Source organism: Streptomyces morookaense, assembly GCF_013030945.1.
Classification (GTDB): Bacteria; Actinomycetota; Actinomycetes; order Streptomycetales; family Streptomycetaceae; genus Streptomyces; species Streptomyces morookaensis.
In genome coordinates this window covers 80,469-99,059 of sequence record NZ_JABBXF010000027.1, presented here as the reverse complement: position 1 = coordinate 99,059, position 18,591 = coordinate 80,469, and the positions used below count along the sequence as shown (strand labels likewise).

Below are 18,591 nucleotides of genomic sequence, written 5' to 3'. Positions count from 1 at the left end.
GTCACCGGTACAGCCCCGGCCGCTCGGCCAGCAGCACGGGAGTGCGCCCGCCCGTGTCCTGGGCCCGCACGCCCGCCTCGCAGACGGCGGCGGCCGCGTACCCGTCCCAGGCGCTCGGGCCCCTGGTGTACCCGCGCCGGGTGGCGTCCACCCAGTCCTGCACCTCGCGGTCGTACGCGGCCCGGAAGCGCTCGGTGAAGTCCTGCGCGATCGCCCCGCCCCAGCGCCCGGCCGCGTCCACCGACAGCCCGTGCGCCTCGCCGATGCGGGCCGTGCCGCGTTCGCCGACCGCCTCGCAGCGCACCTGGTAGCCGAAGCCGCAGTTGACGAAGATCTCGACGTCGACGACGGCACCGCCCGCGGTCTCGAAGAGGACCAGTTGGGGATCGCTCAGCCCGGCCGGTGCCGACGCGGTGGGCGCGGGCCGCAGCACCTGCACCGCGGTGATCTCCTGGCCCAGCAGCCAGCGGGTGACGTCGATCTCGTGGACGACCGAGTCGTTGATCATCATCGGGCCCGTGTAGCCCGGCGGCGTCGCGACGTTGCGATGGGTGCAGTGCAGCATCAGCGTCCGCCCGATCCCGCCCCCGTCCAGCAGCTCCTTGAGCTGCCGGTACTCGGCGTCGTACCGCCGCATGAACCCCACCTGCACCAGTCGTCTGCCCAGCCGCGCCTCCGCCTCCACCACGCGCAGGGCGGACTCCGCGTCCGGGGCGAGCGGCTTCTCGCACAGGACGGGCAGGCCGCGCGCGAACGCCTCCAGCAGCGCCGCCTCGTGGGCGGGGCCGGGCGAGGCGATCAGCACGGCGTCCACCTCGGCGGAGGCCATCGCGGCCGCGGGGTCGGTGTGGGCGGTGCAGCCCTCGATGCGGTCGGCGGCCGCCTTGGCGCGGTCGCCGTCGATGTCCACGACGGCGGCCACCCGCGCTCCGCTGATGACTTCGTCGATGCGCCGGACGTGGTCCGAGCCCATCCGGCCGGTGCCGATCACGGCCACGCCGAGCGGCGCGTGCTGATACGTCATGAGGTTTCCTCTCACGCGCCGCACGAGCGCAGGAAGGCGCGGGTGCGGCGGGCGATGGGCAGCGGCTGCTCGGGCGGACACGGGTACATGTCCTGCTCGACGATGGCGAAGAGGTCGACGCCCAGCCCCTGCGCGGCGGCCAGGACGGGCTCCAGTTCCGGTACGCCGCGCGGCGGTTCGCACATCACGCCCCGTCCCACCGCGGGCCCGAAGGGCGTGCCGTCCCGGACGACGTCCGCGAGGATGTCGGGGTCCACCTGCTTGAGGTGCAGGTAGCCGATGCGCTCGCCGTAGGTCTCGATCAGCTTGACGCTGTCGCCGCCGCAGTAGGCGTAGTGCCCGGTGTCCAGGCACAGGTTGACGAGGCCGGGGTCGGTGGCGTCGAGGAAGCGCGCGACGTGCGCCTCGGTGTCGATGTGGGTGTCGGCGTGCGGGTGGACGGCGATGCCGAGCCCGAAGGTGTCGCGGACCTCGCGGGCGAGGCGCTCCATGCCGGAGGCGAGGTGATGCCATTGCCCGGCGGTCAGTTCGGGCTCCTCGATGAGCTCCGCGGTCCTGTCGTCGCGCCAGAAGGAGGGGATGACGACGAGATGTTCCGCACCCATGGCCCGGGTGAGCGCCGCGACGCGGGAGACCTGCTCCCAGGTCTCGTCCCAGACGGCCGGGCCCCGGTGCAGGGCGGTGAAGACCGTGCCGGCCGAGACGTTCAGGCCGCGCCGGGCGACCTCCTCGCGCAGCCGGCCGGGGTCGGTGGGCAGATAGCCGTACGGGCCGAGTTCGATCCACTCGTACCCGGCTTCGGCCACTTCGTCCAGGAATCGCCGCCAGGGGGTCTGGGCCGGGTCCTCGGCGAACCAGACCCCCCAGGAGTCCGGTGCCGACCCGACACGGATCCGGTCGAGCACGGGTGTGGCGGGCGAGGGGGAGTGGGCAGCGGACATCCGGCGGCGCTCCTCTCGGGGGTTGCCCGTAGCCTTCCCGCCGGGTGGACGGGTGTCAAGAGTTCGTCCGGACATACGGACGTCACGTCAAGGATGCCTGATGACGTCTATATGTAAGGACAAATGCTTGACGTGGTGCGGAGCGGGACGCGACGATGGCCTGCATGAGTGCGCAGCCGAACGGGCCGGACGGCCCGAACGATCCGCTCCCGTACGAGCCTTGTGAGCACGCCGGTCCCCACGAGCTGATCACCATGGGCCGGCTCGGGGTGGACCTCTACCCGCTCCGGGCGGGCGTGCCGCTGGCACAGGTCGAGACGTTCGGGAAGTTCCTCGGCGGTTCGGCGGCCAACGTCGCGGTCGCCGCGGCCCGGCTGGGCCGCCGCACGGCCCTGATCAGCCGCACCGGGGACGACCCCTTCGGGCAGTATCTCCACGAGGCCCTGCGGGACTTCGGCGTCGACGACCGCTGGGTGACCCCCGTCGCCGCGTACCCCACCCCGCTCACCTTCTGCGAGATCTTCCCGCCGGACGACTTCCCGCTCTACTTCTACCGCCGCCCCAAGGCCCCCGACCTGGAGATCCGCACCCCCGAGCTGGACCTCGACGCGATCCGCGCCGCGCGGATCTTCTGGGTGACGGGAACGGGCCTGAGCGAGGAGCCCAGCCGCGGCGCGACGCTCGCCGCGCTCGAGGCCCGCGGCCGGCGCGGGACCACGGTCTTCGACCTCGACTGGCGCCCGATGTTCTGGCAGGACCCCGCGGCGGCCCGCCGGCAGTACGAGCGGGCGCTCGCGCACGCGACGGTCGCCGTCGGCAACGCCGAGGAGTGCGAGGTCGCCACGGGCGAGCGCGAACCGCACGCCGCGGCACGGGCGTTGCTCGCGGCCGGGGTCGAGCTCGCCGTCGTCAAACAGGGCCCGAAGGGCGTCCTCGCCGTGCACCGGGACGGCACGACGGCCGAAGTGCCGCCCGTGCGGGTCGAGGTCGTCAACGGCCTGGGCGCGGGCGATGCGTTCGGGGGCGCCCTGTGCCACGGGCTGCTCGCCGGCTGGGACCTGGAGCGCACGGTGCACTACGCCAACGCGGCCGGGGCGCTGGTCGCTTCGCGGCTCGCCTGCTCGTCCGCCATGCCGGACCGCGCGGAGATCGCGGAGCTGCTCGGGGGCGCGGCATGAGCGCCGCCGTCCGGATCCCGGACCTGGTCGCGGTACGGAGCCGCCACCCCGAGGCGATCGCCGAGGCGGCGGCGCGCCGGGTGCGCCGCCCGCTGGTCGGCGACAGCGGCCGGCTGATGATCATTGCGGCCGACCACACGGCGCGGGGCGCACTGGACGTCGGGAGCCGCGCGCTCGCCATGGCCAACCGGGCCGACCTGCTGGAACGGCTGTGCCTCGCCCTCTCCCGCCCCGGGGTCGACGGGGTGCTGGCCACGGCCGACATCCTCGACGACCTGCTGCTGCTCGGCGCGCTGGACGGCAAGGTCGTCATGGGCTCGATGAACCGCGGCGGGCTGTCCGGCGCCTCCTTCGAGATGGACGACCGCTTCACCGGGCCGCGTGCGGAGGACCTGCGCCGACGCGGCTTCGACGCAGGCAAGTTGCTCCTGCGCATCGACTACGAGGACCCGGGTTCGCTGGCCACGATGGAGTCGGCGGCACGGGCGATCGACGAGATGGCGGAGCGGCGGCTTCCGGTCTTCGTCGAACCGTTCCTCTCACGGAGGGCCGGCGGAAAGGTCCGCAACGACCTGGGGGCGGAGGCGGTGACGAAGTCGATCACCATCGCGTCCGGGCTCGGGGCGACGTCGGCGTACACGTGGCTCAAGGTGCCGGTGACGGACGACGTCGCCGACATGCCACGGGTGATGGAGACGACGACGCTGCCGGCGGTGCTGCTGGGCGGCGACGTGGGCGACGACCAGGATGCGGCGTACGAGCGCTGGCGTGTGGCATTGCAACTGCCCACGGTTCGGGGCCTGGTGGTGGGGAGGGCCCTGCTGTACCCCGCGGACGGGGACGTGGCGGGGGCAGTGGATACGGCGGTGGGGTTGCTGTGAGTACGCGAAGGAGTCCGACGGTGCCGAACACGACGAGCCACACCCTCCCCCACTGTGCCCTCCACATCCTCACCCTCCCCGCCGGCGGCAGCCATACGTTCCCCACCGCCGACCACGAATGGATCGTCCTCCCCCTCGGCGGCAGCTGCACCGTCTCCACCGCCGAAGGCGAAACCTTCCGACTCCGCGGCCGCCCCTCCGTCTTCACGGCCGTGACCGACTTCGCCTACGTCCCCCGCGACACCACCGTCACCGTCACCTCCCCGGAGGGCGGCCGCTTCGCGGCGGCCGGCGCCCGCTGCGACAACCGGCTCCCCGCCCGCCACGGCGCAGCCGACCAGGTCCCCATCGAGCTCCGCGGCAGCGGAACCTGCTCCCGCCAGGTCAACAACTTCGCCGCCGCGGACACCTTCTCCTGCGACCGGCTCATCGCCGTCGAAGTCCTCACGCCCGGCGGCAACTGGTCCTCCTACCCGCCCCACAAACACGACGAGCACCACCCGGGCGAGGAGTCCCAACTGGAGGAGATCTACTACTTCGAGATCGCCGACGGCCCCACCGGCACCCCCGGCCTCGGCTACCAGCGGGTCAGCCCCTCCCGCCCCGGCGGAACCGAGGTCCTCGCCGAGGTCCGCACCGGTGACGCCGTCCTCATCCCCGACGGCTGGCACGGCCCGTCCATCGCCGCCCCGGGCCACGACATGTACTACCTCAACGTCATGGCAGGCCCCCGCGCGGAGCGCGAGTGGCTGATCCGCGACCACCCCGACCACGCCTGGATCCGCTCCACCTGGCCGGAGCAGAAGACGGATCCCAGGCTGCCCCTCTACAACGAGTACCGGGAAGGCCGGAAATGACGAAGTCCCGCCGCCTCACCGCCGCCCAGGCCCTGGTGGAGTTCCTCGCCCACCAGTACACCGAGCGCGACGGCCGCCGCCGGCGCCTGATCGCCGCCTGCTGGGGGATCTTCGGCCACGGCAACGTCGCCGGCATCGGCCAGGCCCTGCTGGAGACCGGCGGTGCGCTGCCCTTCCACCAGGGCCGCAACGAACAGGCCATGGTGCATGCCGCCGTCGGCTACGCCCGCCAGAGCGACCGGCTCTCCGCGCACGCGGTGACCACGTCCATCGGTCCCGGCGCCACCAACCTCGTCACCGGCGCCGCTCTGGCCACGGTCAACCGCATCCCCGTGCTCCTCCTCCCCGGCGACACCTTCGCCACCCGCCCCGCCGACCCGGTGCTCCAGCAGCTCGAACACCCCGCCGCGGGCGATGTGTCGGTCAACGACTGCCTCCGCCCGGTCTCCCGGTACTTCGACCGCATCGTGCGCCCCGAGGCGCTGATCCCCGCCGCCCTCCAGGCCATGCGGGTCCTCGCCGACCCCGTCGAGACGGGCGCCGTCACCCTGGCGCTCCCGCAGGACGTGCAGGCCGAGGCGTACGACTGGCCGGAGGAGTTCTTCGCCGACCGCGTGTGGCACGTACGCCGCCCCGCCCCCGACCCGGCCGAACTCGCCGCCGCCGCACGGGCGGTGCGGCAGGCCCGCCGGCCGCTGCTGATCGCGGGCGGCGGCGTCGTCCACAGCGAGGCCGAGGAAGCGCTGCGCGCCTTTGCCGATGCAACCGGCATCCCGGTCGCCTCCACCCAGGCCGGCAAGGGCGCCCTGCACCACGCCCACCCCGCGGACGTCGGCGGCATCGGCCACACCGGCACGGCCGTGGCCAACGCCCTGGCCCGTACCGCGGACGTCGTCATCGGCGTCGGCACCCGCTACAGCGACTTCACCACCGCCTCGGCAACTCTCTTCGAGGACCCGGGCGTTCGCTTCGTCAACCTCAACATCGCCGCATCCGACGCCCACAAGCAGTCCGCCCTGCCCCTGGTCGCCGACGCCCGCACCGGCCTCGACGCCCTGACCGAGGCCCTCACCGGTCACCGCGTCGCCGACGACTACGCCAGCGCGTACACCGCCGGCAAGGCCGAGTGGGAGGCCGCCGTCGACTACGCGTATTCCCGCCGCCCGGACGGCGACGGCACCCGCCCCACCCAGGTCCAGGTGATCGGCGCCCTGCAGGCCGTCACCGGCGACGAGGACATCGTCGTCAACGCCGCCGGCTCCCTTCCCGGCGACCTGCACAAGCTGTGGCGCGCCCGCTCCCGGCGCCAGTACCACCTGGAGTACGGCTACTCCTGCATGGGCTACGAGATCCCCGCGGCGATCGGCGTGCGGCTGGCCGCGCCCGACCGGCCGGTGTGGGCGCTGGTCGGCGACGGGACGTATCTGATGATGCCGACCGAGCTGGTCACGGCCGTGCAGGAGGGGATCGCCATCAAGGTCGTCCTGCTGCAGAACCACGGCTACGCCTCCATCGGCGGCCTCTCGGAGGCCGTCGGCGGCGAACGCTTCGGCACGGCCTACCGCTTCCGGGCCCCCGACGGCTCGTACACCGGCGACCCGCTGCCCGTCGACCTCGCGGCCAACGCCGCCTCGCTCGGGATGACGGTCCTGCGCGCCGGGACGGTCACGGAACTGCGCGCGGCGCTGGCCGAGGCGCGGGCGTCGGACCGTCCCACATGTGTCTATGTGGAGACCGAAACAGCCGACACAGTGTCCGGCGCGCCCCCCGCACAGGCGTGGTGGGATGTGCCTGTCGCCGAGACCGCGACCCGCCCCGCGGCCGTCCGGGCCCGGGAGGAGTACGAGCGCAACGCCGCCGCCCGTCACCGCTACCTTGGAACGTGAGAGAGGCGCACGTCATGAAGACCGTCAACCACTGGATCGGTGGCAAGGCCGTCGAGGGCACCTCGGGCGTCCACGGTCCGGTCACGGACCCTGCCACCGGTGCGCGGACCACGCAGGTCGCCTTCGCCTCGGCCGGTGAGGTGGACGCCGCGGTCGCGGCGGCAAAGGCCGCGTTCGCGACGTGGGGCACCTCCTCGCTCGCCACCCGCACCTCCGTCCTGTTCGCCTACCGCGCGCTGCTGGACCGGCACCGCGAGGAGATCGCCCGGCTGATCACCGCCGAGCACGGCAAGGTGCACGCCGACGCACTCGGCGAGGTCGCCCGCGGCCTGGAGATCGTGGAACTGGCCTGCGGGATCACCACCCAGCTCAAGGGCGAGCTGTCCACCCAGGTGTCCAGCCGCGTGGACGTGGCCGCCATCCGCCAGCCGCTGGGCGTCGTCGCGGGCATCACGCCGTTCAACTTCCCGGCCATGGTGCCGCTGTGGATGTTCCCGCTCGCGATCGCCTGCGGCAACACCTTTGTCCTCAAGCCGAGCGAGAAGGACCCGTCGGCTGCCCTCCTGCTCGCCGAACTGGCCACGGAGGCCGGGCTTCCGGACGGTGTCCTCAACGTCGTCAACGGTGACAAGACCGCTGTCGACCGGATCCTGGAGCACCCGGACATCGCCGCCGTCTCCTTCGTCGGCTCCACCCCCATCGCCCGCCACATCCATACCACCGCCACCGCCAACGGCAAGCGCGTCCAGGCGCTGGGCGGCGCCAAGAACCACATGCTGGTGCTCCCCGACGCCGACCTCGACGCGGCCGCCGACGCCGCCGTCTCCGCGGCCTACGGCTCCGCCGGCGAGCGCTGCATGGCGATCTCGGCGGTCGTGGCCGTGGGCGACACCGGCGACAAGCTGGTCGCCAAGATCCGCGAGCGCGCCGAGAAGATCAGGATCGGCCCGGGCGACGACCCCGCCTCCGAGATGGGCCCGCTGATCACCAAGGCCCACCGCGACAAGGTCGCCTCGTACGTGCACGGCGCCGCCGCCCAGGGCGCCGAGGTCGTCCTCGACGGCACGGGGTTCACGGTCGAGGGCTACGAGAACGGCCACTGGATCGGCCTGTCCCTGCTCGACAAGGTCCCCACCGACGCCGACGCCTACCGCGACGAGATCTTCGGCCCCGTGCTGTGCGTGCTCCGCGCCGAGACGTACGAGGAGGGCGTGGCCCTCATCAACGCCTCGCCGTGGGGCAACGGCACCGCCGTCTTCACCCGCGACGGCGGTGCGGCCCGCCGCTTCCAACTGGAGGTCCAGGCGGGCATGGTGGGCGTCAACGTCCCCATCCCGGTCCCGGTCGGCTACCACTCCTTCGGCGGCTGGAAGGACTCGCTCTTCGGCGACCACCACATCTACGGCAACGACGGCGTGCACTTCTACACGCGTGGCAAGGTCGTGACGACGAGGTGGCCGGACCCGGAGGACGGGGGAGTGGACCTGGGCTTCCCGAGCCACCGGTAGCACCCGGTGCGGGGCGGGGCCTGGCGCCCCGCCCCCTACCAGTCGAACCCGGCCTCGTACGTCACCTCGGCCAGCGTCCGCTGCCCCGCCAGGCTGGGGTGGAAGTGGTCGGCCGAGCTGATGTCCGCCGCGGAGAAGCGGTGGTCGAAGACCGCGTCCCCGTCATAGCGGCACCCCGCAATCTCCCTGCACGCCCGGTCCAGCGCCGCGTTGTAGTCCATCACCCGCTCCCGGACCCGCTCCCTCCGCTCCGTGGCGCCCGCCGACAGCGACGTCGGGTCGGCCAGCAGCGCCTGGCACACCCCGCCGTCCTTCCACGCCTTGACCGCCGCCGGGTCGTCCTTGCCCAGCTGCCACAGCTGCACCGGGTCCGGCACGCTCGCGACGAACACGGATGCCTCGGGAGCCGCGGAGTGCAGGGTCCGCAGCGCCGCCCGGATCCGGTTCCGGAACGAACCGACCGAGGTCATCCGCGCCTCGGACGCCGCGCATGCGTCACCCTCGCCGATCATGACGGTGACGTAGTCGATCCCGCCCTCCGCGACGGCGGCCCGCACCTGCCGCCCGAGGTCGGCGGAGGTGGCCCCGGCGCGGGCCTCGTTGTAGGGGAGCACCTCCGGGTTGAGCTCCCTGATGCGCGAATAGTGGCTGCCGACGGCCGGGTTGGCGCCCGTGGACCATGAATTCCGGGCGCACAGTGTGCCGCCGCCCACCGTGCACGAGCCGGCGGCGCGGGTCAGCGAGTCGCCCAGCGCGGCCATCCGCGTCGGAATGGGCGGGGTGGCGTGGGCGGTGCCGGCGGTGGCGGCCACGAGCGCCGTCGCGGTGGCGGCGCACACGGCCGTTCGGCGGAACCTCATCGGGGATCCCCTCCTCTGCACGCGCAGGTGTGACGGTCACACCCGTCTGCCTCTGCCCGTGGGGGGAGCACCGTGGGGAGTCTGGAGCGCCCGTGATCGCCGGTCAAGACCGTCGAACCGCCAAGAGCACGCCAAATCGGCGGGCCCTGCTCCGCTTATCGTTCGCCAGGACACTACGCTCAGCCATATGACCTGGTCGAGCGCCCTGAAAGACACCGCCCGGGCCGGGCTGACGGTCGAGCGGACCACGCTCGAACCCCTCGTCGCCGTCCGCGGCGCCTGCGGTGTCGCGATCGTCATCGGCGTCCTGCTGGCCTTCGGCTCGCCCGCGCTCGCCGTCTCCTCCGCCTTCGGGGCCTTCGCCTCCGGTCTCGCCACGTTCCAGCGCAGCTGGCGGCCGCGCCCCATCCTGGCCCTCGCGGTCGCGGCGGGCCTCGGCGTCAGCACGTTCCTGGGCTACCTGGCCGCTTTCAGCCACCCGGTGTTCGTCACGCTGCTGGCCGTCTGGACGCTGCTCGCCGGTATGGCCTGGGCCATCGGACCCGTCTCCGGCCTCATCGCCACCCAGACGGTGGCGGTCATGCTCGTCACGGTCACCCTGCCCACCTCCGTCGCCGGTGCCGCGCAGCACGGCGCGCTGATCGTCTTCGGCGGCCTCGTCCAGGCCGCGCTCATCGTCCTGTTCCCCATCCGCCCCTGGGGCCGGCAGCGCGACGTGCTCGCCGACGCGCTGGCCGCAGAGGCCGACTACGCCCGCAGGCTGCGGCACGACCCGGTGGCCCCCTTCGACCCCCAGCCCCTGATGGACGCCCGGCACGCCGCCGAGCTGACGCCCCGTCAGGCACGCAGCCGGCCGCGCCAGCTGGCCGGCCCGCGCGGCGTCGCCGAACGGCTGCGTCCCGTGCTCGCCGCCCTCGCCGACCCCGTCCTCGGCGCACCCCCCGAGGGCCCCGAACGCGACCGCGCCCGCGAACTGCTGGGCGCCGCAGCCAGCGTCCTCGACGCCGTCGCCCGCGCCATCCGCACCGGAAAACCGGTACGGCTCTCGCCGGAGACCATGGCCACGCTGGAAGTACCGGCCGACGGTCCCCGGCTGAACGGCGCCGCCCGCCGGTCCGCGCTCCGCCTGATGGCCCTCCTCGCGGACGTGGTCGATGCCAGCGACGAGCCCGTGAAACCCACCCGGCCCACCACCCCGGAGGAGCGCCGCCACCTGCTGCGCCCCACCGTCCCCCGGCTCGTCCCCGTCGCCCTGCGCGCCCTGAGGCGCGAGGCCACCTGGTCCTCCGCCATCGCCCGGCACGCGGTCCGCGTCTCGGCGGTCGCCTGCACCGGCTACGTCCTCGGCACCGCCCTCCCGCTCGGGCACGGCTACTGGGCGCCGATGACCTCGGTGATGGTGATGCGCCCGGACTTCGCCCAGACCTACCAGCGCGGCATCGCCCGCTTCGCCGGAACCCTCGTCGGCGTCTTCATCGGCGCCGGGATCGCGGCCCTCGCCCACCCCGGCCGCTATGTCTGCGCCGGACTGGCGGTGCTGTGCGTGGGGCTGCTGTATCTGCTGATGCAGAGCGGCTACTTCGTGGTGTCGGCGTGCATCGGCGCGTACGTCGTCTTCCTGCTGGGCATCGTCGGCGAGGCGTGGTCGCAGACGGTCCAGGCGCGGCTGGCCCTGACCCTGCTGGGCGGGCTGCTGGCGATGGCCGCGTACGCGCTCTTCCCCGTCTGGGAGACGACGAAGCTGCGCGACCGCCTCGGCGACTGGCTGCGCACCACCGGCGACTACACGCTCGCCGTCCTCGCAGCCCACGCCCGCCCCGCCGACCGCAGGCCGCGCCGGGTGCGCGAGGCCCTGCTCGACTGCCGTGCCGCCCGCCTGGAATGGGAGGAGGCGGCGGCGCGGGCCCAGAAGGAACCGGTCCGTCACCGCGGCATCTCCCGCAGCGCCGAGCGCGCGTCCGAGGCGGCCCTGATCACGATGGGCCGCGTGACCATGCTGATGGAGGCCCACCTCCCGGACCGCGAGGCCGAACCCTCCCCGTCGGCCGAGCAGTTCGCGAACGCCTTGCGGATCGCCCTGCCCGCGGCGGTGGAGGCGGTACGGGTCCGGGACGCCCTGGACTGGTCGAAACCCCGCGCGGCCCTGACCACATGGCAGGAGAAGGAGGGCGACGCGGGGGTGGCGGTGCGTGCGTCGGAGCTGCTGATGGACGCACTGGAGGAACTGGGGGAGGCGCTGTCGCCGGGTACGAAGGGGAAGAACCGGGCGAAGCGGCGGGGGTGACCGTCAGCGGCCCCCGAACAGCCGCTCCAGGTGTGCGTCCACCAGCCCCATCGCCTCCTCGGGGGTGTGCACCCCCAGCAGCGCATAGCTGCCCAGCCCGTCGACCAGCGCGATGAACAACGCCGCCTCCACGTCCGGATCCCGGTCCGGAGCCACCTCGCCCCGCTCGACGGCCGAGCGCAGCAGCCCCGCGTAGAACTCCCGCAGCGCAGGTGCCCCTTCCCGCGCATGCTTCTGCAACTGCTGGTCGTGCACGGCCCGGATGAAGTACGCGATCTGGACGAGCATCCCCGTCCGGCTCTCGTCGTTCAGCGGCAGCATCTCCGCCGCGATCTCCCGCAGGATGGTCCGCGGCGCGGGCGGCTCGTCGCTCAGCGCGGTGATGCGGTCCCGGATCCGCTCGGTCGCCATCTCGTTGATGTGCTCCAGCGCGAACACCAGCATCGCGTCCTTGGACGAGAAGTAGTGCTGGAGCTGCCCCAGCGAGATCCCGGCCTCCGCCGCCACGTCCCGCAGGCTCGCTCCGTCCAGCCCCTGCCTGGACGCGATCCGCCACAACGCCTCGGCGATGCGCCGGCGGCGCTCTCCATGGTCCACGCGCTTGGGCACGGGCAGCAGCCCCTTTGTCTCACAGTCGGTTCTGTTTTACAGGTCGTTCGTATTGCTATAGCTTAGCGGCATCACTTCGCCATACAACTGACCTGCAAAGGACCGGGGAACCGATGCCGCCAGTACTCCGCCCGCCCCGCCACCGCATGGACCCCCGCGCCCGCACCTGGTGGGCCGTCCAGGCCTGGACGACCCTCAGCGGCCCGGCCCTCCTGGCGGCCGCCGCACTCCTCGTCCTCTCCGCCCTCTTCTTCCCCGGCGCCCTGCCCTGGCTGGCACCCCTGGCGCTCGTCGTCCTGGTGCTGCCCGCGCTGCTCTACGCACTGGTCATGCCGGCCTGGCGCTACCGCGTCCACGCCTGGGAACTCGGCGGGTTCGCGGTCTACGCGGCCAGCGGCTGGTTCTGGCAGAAGCGCCGCATCGTCCCGCTCTCCCGCGTGCAGACGGTCGACACCCACCGCGGCCCGCTCCAGCAGCGCTTCGGGCTCGCCACGGTCGTCGTCACCACCGCCTCCACGGCGGGCGACGTGAAGATCGCCGGCATATCCGAGGCCGATGCCCGCATCCTCGCCGAACGGATCGGTGAGGCGGCCCAGTTGATGCCGGGGGACGCAACGTGACAACCCATGCCGAAACTCCCTGGCGCACCCTCTCCCCGCGCACACTCCTGGCCCACTGCGCCTGGCTCGGCGCCCCGCTCGGCTCCTTCGGCCTCACGCTCCTGGCCACCGGCGGGCACCCCGGCGCCCGCGCCTGGAGCACCCTCGGCACCGTCACCGTCGTCTTCCTGGTCATCACCGCCGCCGGCCTCGTCACGTACCGCCGCACGCGCTACCGCGTCACCCCCGACGCCTTCGAACTGCACACGGGCCTCTTCACCCGCCGTGTCCGCTCCGTCCCCCTCCACCGCATCCGCAACGTCGACCTCACCGCCAACCCCGTGCAGCGCGTCCTCGGCCTCGCCGTCCTGCGCGCCGGAACGGGCGGCGGCACCCGCAGCGCGGAACTCTCCCTCGAAGCCCTCACCCGTCCCGCGGCGGAACGGCTTCGCGTCGAACTCCTCGCCCGCGCAGGGGCCGTGGACGCCGAGGACCCCGTCGTCTCCACCGCCGATCCCCGCTGGCTGCGCTACGCACCGCTGACTTTCTGGATCTTCGGAGGGGTGTTCGCCGCAGTGGGCGCGATCTGGCGTGTTCTCGACGGTGTCGGCATCAAGCCCTGGCGGATCGGCTTCGTCCGCCACGCCTTCGAGGGGTTCGGTCGGAGCGCTCTCTGGCTGACGATCCCGCTCGCCCTCCTCGTGGTCACCGCGCTCGGCGTGGTCGGCGCCATGGCCCTCTACGCCGAGAACTGGTGGAAGTACCGCCTGGAATGGACCGACGAGGCCACCCTCCGCGTCCGCCGCGGCATGTTCACGACCCGCTCCGTCTCCATCGAACGCGCCCGGCTGCGCGGCGTCGTCCTGCGCGAACCGATGCTGCTGCGGGCAGGCGGCGGCGCGAGCGTACGCGCCGTGGCCGGCGGGCTCGGCAACCGCGAGGAGAACCGCAAGCGCAGCGTCATCCTCCCGCCCGCCCCCAAGTCCGAGGCGGAGCGCGTCTGTACGCACGTACTCGGCCAACAGGGCGGTCGGACGGGTCGGATGGGTCAGACAGGTCAGACGGGTCAGACAGGTCAGATGGAGGTGCCGCTGACTGCTCACCCGCGCGCCGCACTGCGCCGCCGTTTCGTCCGAGGCCTGCTGTGGGTCGTGGCCCCCGTGACCGTTGCACTCGCCGTCCTCGGCGCCCTCCTCACCCCCGTCCTCCTCTACTGCGCAGCCGCCTACGCCGTACTCGCCACACCGGTCGTCCACGCCCTCGCCCGCGACGCCTACCGCTCACTCGGACACGCACTGCGCGGCAACTGGCTCGTCATCCGCTCCGGCACCTTCCAGCGCGAAACGGTGACCCTCGACCGGTCGTCCGTCCTTGCCTGGACGTTCACGGACACCCCGTTCTCCCGGCGCGCCGGAGTCGTCACGGCGACCGCGGCCGTCGCGGCGGGCGAGGACGGATACCGCATTCGGGACATGGCGGCCACGGAGGCCGCAGGCTTCGCAGACGCCGCTGTGTCAGGGATGTTGAGGGAGTTTCTGGACATCTGACAGCCGTCCGAAAATTGGTCCCCGGTTTTTGTTATCCACCGGTCCGCCCTGCGTCTCCTATGTGTCGGACCGAACGGAAAGAGGTGGTCGGGGCGTGAAGAGTCAGAGCGTGGCCGTGGTCGAGGCGGCGCGAGCCGGAGACGCGGCGGCACAGGACGAGCTCGTCGCCACGTACCTGCCGCTCGTCTACAACATCGTCGGACGGGCCCTCAACGGCCACGCCGACGTCGACGACGTCGTCCAGGAGAGCATGCTGCGCGTCATCAACGGCCTCGACGGCCTGCGCGACCCCGCCGGGTTCCGCTCATGGCTCGTCGCCATCACGACCAACCAGATACGCACCCACTGGCGGCAGCGCCCCGAGGCGCCCGTCAGTGGTCTGCAGGAGGTCGCCGAAGTCCCGGATCCCGAGGCGGACTTCGTCGACCTCACCATCGTCCGGCTCGGCCTGGAGGGCCAGCGCAAGGAGGTGGCCGAGGCCACCCGCTGGCTCGACGACGGCGAGCAGACCGTCCTCTCGCTCTGGTGGCTCGAAGCCGCCGGCGAACTGACCCGCGCCGAGGTCGCCGCCGCGCTGGAGCTCACCCCGCAGCACACGGCCGTGCGCGTCCAGCGCACCAAGGAGCAACTCGACGTCGCCCGCGGCGTCGTACGCGCCCTCGCCGCCCAGCCGCGCTGCGCGCAGCTCGCCGAGCTCGTCTCGCACTGGGACGGCACCCCGTCCGCCCTCTGGCGCAAGCGGATCGCGCGCCACGCGCGCGCCTGCGGCACCTGCGGCGGCGCCTGGTCCTCCCTCGTCCCCGCCGAACGGCTCCTCGTCGGCCTCGGTCTCGTGCCGCTCGGTGCCGGGCTGCTCGCGTGGTGGGGGAGCGGCGCCGTCCTGCGCGACGCCCAGCCGGTCGGCCACGTGGTGCGGGGCCACCGGGCCGGCTCCGGCCGCCGCCGCGCCATGAAGGACGGGCGCCGCCGCACCGTGGCCGGAGCCGCGGCCGCCGCGCTCGTGGCCGCCGGTGTGCTGGGCGGTCTGTACCTCTACACCGATTCGTCCGACGGCAAGACGGTCCGCACGCAGGCCGCCGGCGACGTGCCGGCCAGTGTGAAGGCCCTGGACTCCAAGACCTCCGCCGTGCCGAGCCCCTCCGTCTCGGCCTCGGCCTCCGCCTCGGCTTCCGCTTCCCCGTCGGCGAGCGCCTCGCCGTCGCCCAGTGCGACGACGGCCTCCCCGAAGGCCGAGCCCTCCAGCGAGGCCCCCGAGCCCCCGGCGCCCAAGGCCCCGGCCCGCCCGGCCCCGCAGCCGAAATCCGCCCCCGTGGACGGGGGCCTCGTCCAGCAGGTGATCAGCCTGGTGAACGTGGAGCGCGCCAAGGCCGGTTGCTCGCCCGTCACCGAGAACAGCCAGCTGGACGCCGCCGCGCAGGGCCACTCCGACGACATGGCCGCCCGCCACTTCTTCGACCACACCAACCCCTCCGGCCAGGGCCCGGGCGAGCGCATCACCGCCGCCGGCTACCACTGGAGCACGTACGGCGAGAACATCGCCTACGGCCAGCCCGACCCGGCGTCGGTGATGGACACCTGGATGCACAGCGACGGCCACCGCCGCAACATCCTGAACTGCTCCTTCAAGGAGCTCGGCGTCGGCGTCAACCAGGCGCCCGGCGGCCCGCGCTGGACACAGGACTTCGGCGCGAAGTAGGCGGGGCCGGCGACCCGGCCTGCCGTCACCGGGGCCGGGTCGCCGCCCGGAGGTACTCGCGGTTCATCCTGCCTATCGCCGACAGGGGGATCCCCTTCGGGCAGGCGACTGCGCACTCGCCCGTGTTCGTGCAGCCGCCGAACCCTTCGGCGTCCATCGCCCCGACCATTCCGAGCACCCGCGACTCCCGCTCGGGCGCCCCCTGCGGGAGCACGTTCAGGTGCACCACCTTCGCCGAAGTGAAGAGCATCGCCGACCCGTTGGGGCAGGCGGCGACGCACGCACCGCACCCGATGCACTCCGCATGCTCGAACGCGAGGTCGGCGACGGGCTTCGGCACCGGCGTCGCGTGCGCGTCGGGCGCCGAGCCGGTGGGGACGGACACGTAGCCGCCGGCGCCGATGATCCGGTCGAACGCGGACCGGTCGACGACCAGGTCTTTGACCACGGGGAAGGCGCCGGCCCGCCACGGCTCGACGTCGACGACGTCACCGTCGTCGAAGTGCCGCATGTGGAGCTGGCATGTGGTGGTCCGCTCGGGCCCGTGCGCCTGCCCGTTGATGACCATGCCGCATGCGCCGCAGATGCCCTCACGGCAGTCGTGGTCGAAGGCCACGGGCTCCTCGCCGCGCAGGATGAGCTCCTCGTTGAGGTGGTCGAGCATCTCCAGGAAGGACATGTCCGGGCTGATGCCCGTCACCTCGTACGTGACCATGCTGCCGGAACCGCCGGAGGCATCGGCCGTGCGCTGGCGCCAGATGCGCAGGGTGAGGTTCATGCGTAGCTCCGCTGGGTGGGGTGGACGTACTCGAAGTGCAGGTCTTCCTTGTGGAGGACGGGCGCCGTACCGGTGCCCGTGAACTCCCAGGCGGCCACGTAGCCGAACTCCTCGTCCCTGCGCGCCGCTTCGCCGTCCGGCGTCTGGCTCTCCTCGCGGAAATGGCCGCCGCAGGACTCGGCCCGGTGCAGTGCGTCGAGGCACATCAACTCGGCGAGCTCGAGGTAGTCGACGATGCGGTTGGCCTTCTCCAGCGACTGGTTGAGCTCCTGACCGCTGCCCGGCACCGTGATCCGGCGCCAGAACTCCTCCCGTATCTCCGGGATCCGGCCCAGCGCCTTGCGCAGCCCGCTCTCGGTGCGGGCCATGCCGCACTCGTCCCAGAGCAGCTCGCCGAGCTCGCGATGGAACGAATCCGGCGTCCGGTCACCGTCGTTCTCCAGCAGACGGCGCAACCGGTCGCTCACACCGTTCACCGCCTCCGTGACCGCCGGGTGGTCACCCGGCACGTCGTCGTGCGGATGGCGGGCCAGATAGTCGTTGATGGTGGACGGCAGTACGAAGTAGCCGTCGGCCAGCCCCTGCATCAGGGCCGAGGCGCCCAGCCGGTTGGCGCCGTGGTCGGAGAAGTTGGCCTCGCCGATCGCGAACAGACCGGGGACGGTGGTCTGCAGGTCGTAGTCCACCCACAGGCCGCCCATCGTGTAGTGGATGGCGGGATAGATGCGCATGGGCACCTCGTACGGATCCTCGGCGGTGATCCGCTCGTACATCTCGAAGAGGTTCCCGTACTTGGCCTCGACCGCCTTGCGTCCCATGCGCCGGATCGCGTCCGCGAAGTCCAGGTACACCCCCTGCCCGCCGGGACCGACGCCGCGCCCCTCGTCGCACACGTTCTTCGCGGCACGGGAGGCGATGTCGCGCGGGACGAGGTTGCCGAAGGACGGATAGATCCGCTCCAGGTAGTAGTCCCGCTCGTCCTCGGGGATCTCGGCCGGCGGCCGTGTGTCGCCCTGGGCCCTGGGCACCCAGATCCGGCCGTCGTTGCGCAGCGACTCGCTCATCAGCGTCAGCTTCGACTGGTGATCGCCGGACCGCGGGATGCAGGTCGGATGGATCTGGGTGAAACAGGGGTTGGCGAAGTACGCACCACGCCGGTGGGCCCGCCAGATCGCCGTGGCGTTGGAGTTCTTGGCGTTGGTCGACAGGTAGAACACATTCCCGTAGCCGCCGCTGGCGAGCACGACCGCATCCGCGACGTACGTGTCGATCCGCCCGGTGATCAGATCGCGCGCGACGATCCCGCGGGCCCGCCCGTCGACGACGATCAGGTCGAGCATCTCCGTGCGGGCGTGCATCTCGACGGCTCCGGCATCGATCTGCCGGCTGAGCGCCTGGTACGCGCCGAGCAGCAGCTGCTGCCCGGTCTGGCCGCGGGCGTAGAACGTCCGCGAGACCTGAACGCCGCCGAAGGAGCGGGTGTCCAGCAGCCCTCCGTACTCGCGGGCGAAGGGCACGCCCTGGGCCACGCACTGGTCGATGATCTCGACGGAGATCTGGGCCAGCCGGTGCACGTTCGACTCCCGGGCACGGAAGTCGCCGCCCTTGACCGTGTCGTAGAAGAGCCGGTGCACGGAGTCGCCGTCGTTGCGGTAGTTCTTGGCGGCGTTGATACCGCCCTGTGCGGCGATGGAGTGGGCGCGGCGCGGGGAGTCCTGGTAGCAGAACTGCACGACGTGGTAGCCCTGTTCGGCGAGCGTGGCCCCGGCGGCACCGCCCGCCAGGCCCGTCCCGACGACGATGACGGTGTGCTTGCGCCGGTTCGCCGGATTGACCAGCTTCGCCTCGAACCGCCGTCGGTCCCACCGCTCGGCGATCGGCCCGCCGGGCGCCTTCGTGTCGCTGACGGGACCGCCGGTCCCGTACTGGAGGTACTCGCTCAT

15 protein-coding genes are annotated in these 18,591 nt (G+C 72.6%); 9 read left to right on the top strand and 6 right to left on the bottom strand.

Translation table 11 applies throughout. The annotated features are described in order from the left end of the window. Position 1: 1 nt before the first annotated feature. Both HG542_RS13490 and HG542_RS13485 read right to left on the bottom strand, forming a co-directional pair. Positions 2 to 1,024: a Gfo/Idh/MocA family protein gene (locus HG542_RS13490; protein ID WP_171081016.1), complete on the bottom strand. Its 1,023-nt coding sequence runs from the start codon at positions 1,022 to 1,024 to the stop codon at positions 2 to 4. Positions 1,025 to 1,035: 11 nt separating this feature from the next. Further along, the gene (locus HG542_RS13485) at positions 1,036 to 1,965 is read right to left on the bottom strand and encodes a sugar phosphate isomerase/epimerase family protein (protein ID WP_171081013.1); all 930 of its coding nucleotides are present in this window, start codon (positions 1,963 to 1,965) and stop codon (positions 1,036 to 1,038) included. A gap of 254 nt (positions 1,966 to 2,219) precedes the next feature. On the opposite strand from HG542_RS13485, the gene iolC reads away from it, so the two are divergent. Genes iolC through HG542_RS13460 form a run of 5 tightly spaced genes read left to right on the top strand, consistent with a single transcriptional unit; the run spans position 2,220 to position 8,275 of the window. Continuing rightward, entirely contained in the window at positions 2,220 to 3,143 is a 924-nt protein-coding gene (gene iolC, locus HG542_RS13480; RefSeq protein ID WP_227723867.1) for a 5-dehydro-2-deoxygluconokinase, read from the top strand. Beyond that, positions 3,140 to 4,024 carry a Cgl0159 family (beta/alpha)8-fold protein gene (locus tag HG542_RS13475; protein ID WP_171081009.1) on the top strand — a complete coding sequence of 295 codons (885 nt, stop codon included), beginning with the start codon at positions 3,140 to 3,142 and terminating at the stop codon, positions 4,022 to 4,024. Before iolC ends, HG542_RS13475 begins: the two co-directional genes overlap by 4 nt. Positions 4,025 to 4,044: 20 nt before the next feature. Then, entirely contained in the window at positions 4,045 to 4,881 is an 837-nt protein-coding gene (iolB, locus tag HG542_RS13470) for a 5-deoxy-glucuronate isomerase (protein ID WP_227723757.1), read from the top strand. Then, on the top strand, positions 4,878 to 6,767 hold the full coding sequence (gene iolD, locus HG542_RS13465; protein WP_171081005.1) for a 3D-(3,5/4)-trihydroxycyclohexane-1,2-dione acylhydrolase (decyclizing): 1,890 nt from the start codon (positions 4,878 to 4,880) through the stop codon (positions 6,765 to 6,767). The genes iolB and iolD overlap by 4 nt, the downstream gene beginning before the upstream one ends. A gap of 14 nt (positions 6,768 to 6,781) precedes the next feature. Continuing rightward, a complete protein-coding gene (locus tag HG542_RS13460) occupies positions 6,782 to 8,275 on the top strand; it encodes a CoA-acylating methylmalonate-semialdehyde dehydrogenase (protein WP_171081004.1) in 1,494 nt (497 codons plus the stop codon). Positions 8,276 to 8,310: 35 nt separating this feature from the next. Here the strand turns inward: HG542_RS13460 and HG542_RS13455 are convergent, their stop codons facing one another. Then, a complete protein-coding gene (locus HG542_RS13455) occupies positions 8,311 to 9,135 on the bottom strand; it encodes an SGNH/GDSL hydrolase family protein (RefSeq protein ID WP_171081002.1) in 825 nt (274 codons plus the stop codon). Between the two features lie 187 nt (positions 9,136 to 9,322). On the opposite strand from HG542_RS13455, the gene HG542_RS13450 reads away from it, so the two are divergent. Continuing rightward, complete coding sequence (locus HG542_RS13450; protein ID WP_171080999.1) at positions 9,323 to 11,419, top strand: FUSC family protein; 2,097 nt, start codon at positions 9,323 to 9,325, stop codon at positions 11,417 to 11,419. A gap of 3 nt (positions 11,420 to 11,422) precedes the next feature. On the opposite strand, the gene HG542_RS13445 is transcribed toward HG542_RS13450, so the two are convergent. After that, positions 11,423 to 12,028, bottom strand: coding sequence for a TetR/AcrR family transcriptional regulator (locus tag HG542_RS13445; protein WP_171080997.1), 606 nt, complete (start codon positions 12,026 to 12,028; stop codon positions 11,423 to 11,425). A 113-nt stretch (positions 12,029 to 12,141) separates the two neighbouring features. Between HG542_RS13445 and HG542_RS13440 the strand changes: the two genes are divergently transcribed. The 3 genes from HG542_RS13440 to HG542_RS13430 all read left to right on the top strand — a co-directional run bounded on the left by HG542_RS13440 (position 12,142) and on the right by HG542_RS13430 (position 15,870). Continuing rightward, complete coding sequence (locus tag HG542_RS13440) at positions 12,142 to 12,648, top strand: PH domain-containing protein (protein ID WP_171080995.1); 507 nt, start codon at positions 12,142 to 12,144, stop codon at positions 12,646 to 12,648. Then, positions 12,645 to 14,174, top strand: coding sequence for a PH domain-containing protein (locus HG542_RS13435; protein WP_171080993.1), 1,530 nt, complete (start codon positions 12,645 to 12,647; stop codon positions 14,172 to 14,174). Before HG542_RS13440 ends, HG542_RS13435 begins: the two co-directional genes overlap by 4 nt. Before the next feature lie 94 nt (positions 14,175 to 14,268). Further along, on the top strand, positions 14,269 to 15,870 hold the full coding sequence (locus HG542_RS13430; protein WP_171080991.1) for a sigma-70 family RNA polymerase sigma factor: 1,602 nt from the start codon (positions 14,269 to 14,271) through the stop codon (positions 15,868 to 15,870). 25 nt (positions 15,871 to 15,895) lie between these two features. Here the strand turns inward: HG542_RS13430 and HG542_RS13425 are convergent, their stop codons facing one another. Then, positions 15,896 to 16,648 (bottom strand): succinate dehydrogenase/fumarate reductase iron-sulfur subunit, encoded by a 753-nt coding sequence (locus tag HG542_RS13425; RefSeq protein ID WP_171080990.1) that lies wholly within the window; start codon positions 16,646 to 16,648, stop codon positions 15,896 to 15,898. Further along, positions 16,645 to 18,591 carry a fumarate reductase/succinate dehydrogenase flavoprotein subunit gene (locus HG542_RS13420; protein ID WP_171080988.1) on the bottom strand — a complete coding sequence of 649 codons (1,947 nt, stop codon included), beginning with the start codon at positions 18,589 to 18,591 and terminating at the stop codon, positions 16,645 to 16,647. The genes HG542_RS13425 and HG542_RS13420 overlap by 4 nt, the downstream gene beginning before the upstream one ends.